This is a genomic window from Nocardiopsis sp. TNDT3 (genome assembly GCF_003427465.1).
Lineage (GTDB): Bacteria > Actinomycetota > Actinomycetes > Streptosporangiales > Streptosporangiaceae > Nocardiopsis > Nocardiopsis dassonvillei.
The window spans coordinates 1-3,978 of sequence record NZ_QPFC01000441.1 but is presented as its reverse complement, the minus strand read 5'-3'; the positions used below and the strand labels follow the sequence as shown (position 1 = coordinate 3,978).

General features: G+C 73.0%; 5 protein-coding genes. 2 read left to right on the top strand and 3 right to left on the bottom strand.

Features of this window, described 5'->3' with window-relative positions:
• The first annotated feature begins 53 nt into the window (after positions 1–53).
• On the top strand, positions 54–1,526 hold the full coding sequence (locus tag DQW06_RS11615; RefSeq protein WP_013151708.1) for a glycoside hydrolase family 3 protein: 1,473 nt from the start codon (positions 54–56) through the stop codon (positions 1,524–1,526).
• 237 nt (positions 1,527–1,763) lie between these two features.
• Positions 1,764–2,228: an Rrf2 family transcriptional regulator gene (locus DQW06_RS11610; RefSeq protein WP_013151707.1), complete on the top strand. Its 465-nt coding sequence runs from the start codon at positions 1,764–1,766 to the stop codon at positions 2,226–2,228.
• Positions 2,229–2,333: 105 nt separating this feature from the next.
• On the opposite strand, the gene DQW06_RS11605 is transcribed toward DQW06_RS11610, so the two are convergent.
• The 3 genes from DQW06_RS11605 to pgsA all read right to left on the bottom strand — a co-directional run.
• Positions 2,334–2,690, bottom strand: coding sequence for a helix-turn-helix domain-containing protein (locus tag DQW06_RS11605; protein WP_013151706.1), 357 nt, complete (start codon positions 2,688–2,690; stop codon positions 2,334–2,336).
• Between the two features lie 159 nt (positions 2,691–2,849).
• Entirely contained in the window at positions 2,850–3,401 is a 552-nt protein-coding gene (locus tag DQW06_RS11600) for a CinA family protein (protein WP_013151705.1), read from the bottom strand.
• Positions 3,398–3,978: CDP-diacylglycerol--glycerol-3-phosphate 3-phosphatidyltransferase (pgsA, locus tag DQW06_RS11595; RefSeq protein WP_232833007.1), on the bottom strand; the 581-nt coding region annotated here is incomplete at its 5' end. The genes pgsA and DQW06_RS11600, both read right to left, overlap by 4 nt.

The following is a 3,978-nucleotide window of genomic DNA, read 5'->3' as shown; positions in this document are numbered from 1 at the left end:
CCCTTCGTCTGCCCGACCACGGGCACCCCTTCGCTCACCGAACGGAGTTCGTCATGCCGTACGACCCGACCCTGGCGCGTCTGGCCAACGCCACGCTGCTGGTGCCCTTCGAGTCCTACCAAGCCCCGCGCTGGGTCCTGGAGGGTCTGGCGGACGGGATCTCCGGTGTCTGTCTGTTCCACAACAACCTGGACGGCCCGGAGCAGGTGACCGCGCTCAACGCGACCCTGGCCGGGGTCACCGACACCCCGCTGATCTCCCTGGACGAGGAGGGCGGCGACGTCACCCGCATCGGCCAGGCTCAGGGCAGCGACTACCCCGGCAACGCGGCCCTGGGCGCCGTGGACGACCCCGGCCTGACCCGCGCCACCCTGCGCTCCCTGGGCGGACGCCTGGCCGAGCTGGGCTTCAACCTGGACCTGGCGCCCTCGGTGGACGTCAACGTCGCCGACGACAACCCGGTGATCGGCACCCGCTCCTTCGGCTCCGACCCCGAACTGGTGGCCCGGCACGCGGCGGCCGCCGTGCTCGGCCTCCAGGAGGCGGGCGTGGCCGCGTGCGCCAAGCACTTCCCCGGCCACGGCGCCACCTCCCAGGACTCCCACCACGTGCTGCCGCGCGTGGAGGCCGACGCCGACCTCCTGCGCCGCCGCGAGCTGCTGCCCTTCCGCGCGGCCGTGGAGGCGGGCGTCCGGTCGATCCTGACCGCGCACATCGAGATGCCCGGCCTGGGCGGCGACGGCCCCGCCACGCTCACCCCGCGCATCCTCAACGACCTGCTCCGCGGCGAGCTGGGCTTCACCGGCACCGTGGTCAGCGACGCCATGGACATGCAGGGCGTCAGCGGCCGTATCGGCATCCCCGAGGCCTGCGTGCGCGCGGTGGCCGCCGGGGTGGACCTGCTGTGCCTGGGCCGGTTCGTCTACGCCGACCAGGTCGAGCTGATCCGCGCCGCGCTGGTGGACGCGGTCCGGGAGGGCCGCCTGCCCGGGGAGCGCCTGGAGGAGGCCGCCGGGCGCAACGCCGAGCTGCGGACCTGGATCCGCGCGGCCCAGACCCGGCGCTCGGACGCCCCCGCGGCCGACGGGGTGGGCCTGGTCGGGGCCCGCCGCGCGGTGCGCGTGGACGGCGACCTGCCGCCGCTGGCGGACCCCTACGTGGTGGAGGTGGACGCCCCCTCCGGCATGGCGGTGGGCGAGGTCCCCTGGGGCCTGTCCCCCTGGTTCCCGGGCACCGAGCGGGTCTCCCCCGACGTCGCGCACGCCGACCGGCTGGCCGCCAGCGCCCGGGACCGCGACCTGGTCGTGGTGGTGCGGGACGCGCACCGCTACCCCTCCGCCCAGGCGCTCGTCAACCGCCTGCTCAGCTCCCACCCCGACGCCGTGGTGGTGGAGATGGGGCTGCCCATCTGGCGGCCCGACTGCGGCGCGCACGTGAGCACCTACGGCGCCGCGCACGTGAACGGGCTGAGCGCGGCGGAGCTGCTGGGGGCACCGGTGGGCGCCCCCTCCCCCGGCGTGAACTGAGCGCCCCTGCTGCGCCACCCGACCCGGCCGGTCGCGGACCGGCCGGGTCGGCGCGTTCCGGTGACGCTCGTCACCGCGGCGGACATACTGGGGCGGGACACCCCGAGAGCGGGGACGTCACCGATGTCCCCGCAACCCGGTAGGAGAAGTACCCTTGGCCTGAAGCATCCCGGTCGACGGCGTTCCCGTCGACGGCCGGTGCCCCATTCGCCCACTTACACACGGCATAATCACAGCATGCGCCTTTCAGCCCGGGTCGACTACGCGCTACGCGCGGCGGCGGAACTCGCCGTCGCCGACGAGGGGCCGGTGACGGCCGAACAGCTCGCACGCGCGCAGGCCATCCCCGGAAAATTCCTCGAGAACATCCTCACCCAGCTACGCCGGGCCGGTCTGGTACGCAGCCAGCGCGGCCCCGTCGGCGGCTACTGGCTGGCCCGTCCGGCGGGGGAGATCTCCCTGGCCGACATCATCCGCGCGGTCGACGGACCGCTCGCCAACGTGCGCGGGGAGCGCCCCGAGCACGTGGACTACGACGGCGCGGCCCGCAGCCTCCAGCAGGTGTGGATCGCCCTGCGCGCCAGCGAGCGCGCGATCCTGGAGGGCGTCAACCTCCAGCACCTGGTGACCAACGAGCTGCCCGAGACGGTGCGCTCGTTGGCCGAGGACCCCGAGGCCTGGGTGAACCACACCCACCGCTGACCGCCGCCCCGAGCGCAGGTCCCGTGAACACCGAAGGAGCCGACCGTCTGGTCGGCTCCTTCGTCGTGGTCACGGTGACGATGGACGGACAGTTCCGAGGAGGGGTCAGACCCCCACCATGTCGGCGACTTGGGGAACGCGATCCGGTACCGGGTCGATGCCGAGGTCCTGGGCGGAGACGGGGTCGGTCGTGACCGCGTCACCCAGCAGCGCGGCCTCCTGGAGCTCGGCGAGGGCGAGCTGGTCGGAGACCTCTCTCAGTACCTGCGAGAGCGGGACGCCCAGCGCCCCGCAGATCGAGGAGAGCAGTTCGGAAGAGGCTTCCTTCTGCCCGCGCTCGACCTCCGACAGGTAACCGAGGGATACACGTGCATCGGCCGACACCTCACGGAGGGTGCGGCCCTGGCGCTGCCGGAGCCGCCTGAGCACGTCACCAAGTAGGTGACGAAGCAGGACCATCATTCGCGCTCCCTCCCACCGGTAGCGACCTTCATATACACCACCGTACCTGTCCCACGCCCGATTCGGGCACCTCTTGCCGTCCTGTTCGCTGGAGGGGGAACCCCGCCCGGGGGTGGTTTTGTTCCCAAGGGTGGGGAAAGGAAGAACAGCCCGAAAAGTTCAGCCTCGGGCGTTTCCTTCCATGCTCCCGCGCACAGCGGTTTCCAGGAGCAGCAGCGCCCCCTCGACCGTGCGGTATCGGATACCCGCACGGTCCCCGGTGAAACGGAAACGGCGGCCCCGTGTGGCTCCATCGGGCGTGGCGACGGCCACAAAGACCGTGCCGACGGGCTGGCCGTCCTGGGGATCGGGTCCGGCCACGCCGGTGACCGCGACTCCGTAGTCGGAGCCGAGCAGGCGGCGGACGCCGAGCGCCATGTGCCCGGCCACCTCCGGGTGGACCGCGCCGTGCTCGGCCAGGAGGTCCGCGGGCACGCCCAGGACGCTGTCCTTGGCGTCGGTGGCGTAGGCCACGACACCGCCCCGGTAGGTGCCCGAGGCGCCCGGGATCGCGGTGAGGTGGGCGCCGACGAGGCCGCCGGTCAGCGACTCGGCGGTGGCGCAGGTGGCGCCGGCGGCGAGCAGGGCCCGGTGGGCGGCCCCGGCCGCGGCCAGCGCCCCGGCACGCGGGTCCGGGTCACCGGCGTCCGGCGGGCCCTGCTCCCCCGTCACGCGGCGGGGCCCTTGCGGGCGCGCACCGCGCGGACGGCGTCGAACACGTAGGTCAGGCCGGTCCACAGGGTGACCGCCAGCGCGGCGGCCATCACGACGTGCGCGAACCAGACGAAGACCTCGCTGAAGGGCAGCACCTGGAGCGGGAAGAGGTAGACGCTGATCGCGACGATCTGGAGGACCGTCTTGAGTTTGCCGCCCTGGCTGGCCGGCATGACCACGTAGCGCAGGACCGCGAAGCGCAGCGCCGTGACGCCCCATTCGCGGACCAGGATGGCGATGGTCACCCACCACCACAGGTCGCCCTGGAGGGAGAGCACGACCAGCGCGGAGCCGGTGAGCGCCTTGTCGGCGATCGGGTCGACGATCTTGCCGAAGTCGGTGACCAGGTTGCGGCGGCGGGCGATCTCGCCGTCGACCCGGTCGGTGATGGCGGCCAGCACGAAGACGGAGAAGGCGGCGAACCGCCACCACGAGCCGTCCAGGAACATGAGCCACACGAAGAGCGGCACCATGACCAGGCGGCTCATCGTGAGGATGTTCGCGATGTTCCACAGGGGAACGCGGGGGGCGGGGG

Excerpts from the sequence above, each read along its gene's own strand:
- DQW06_RS11615 (WP_013151708.1), top strand. The coding sequence starts at position 54 with ATGCCGTACGACCCGACCCTGGCGCGTCTGGCCAACGCCACGCTGCTG.
- DQW06_RS11610 (WP_013151707.1), top strand. The coding sequence starts at position 1,764 with ATGCGCCTTTCAGCCCGGGTCGACTACGCGCTACGCGCGGCGGCGGAA.
- DQW06_RS11605 (WP_013151706.1), bottom strand. The coding sequence starts at position 2,690 with ATGATGGTCCTGCTTCGTCACCTACTTGGTGACGTGCTCAGGCGGCTC.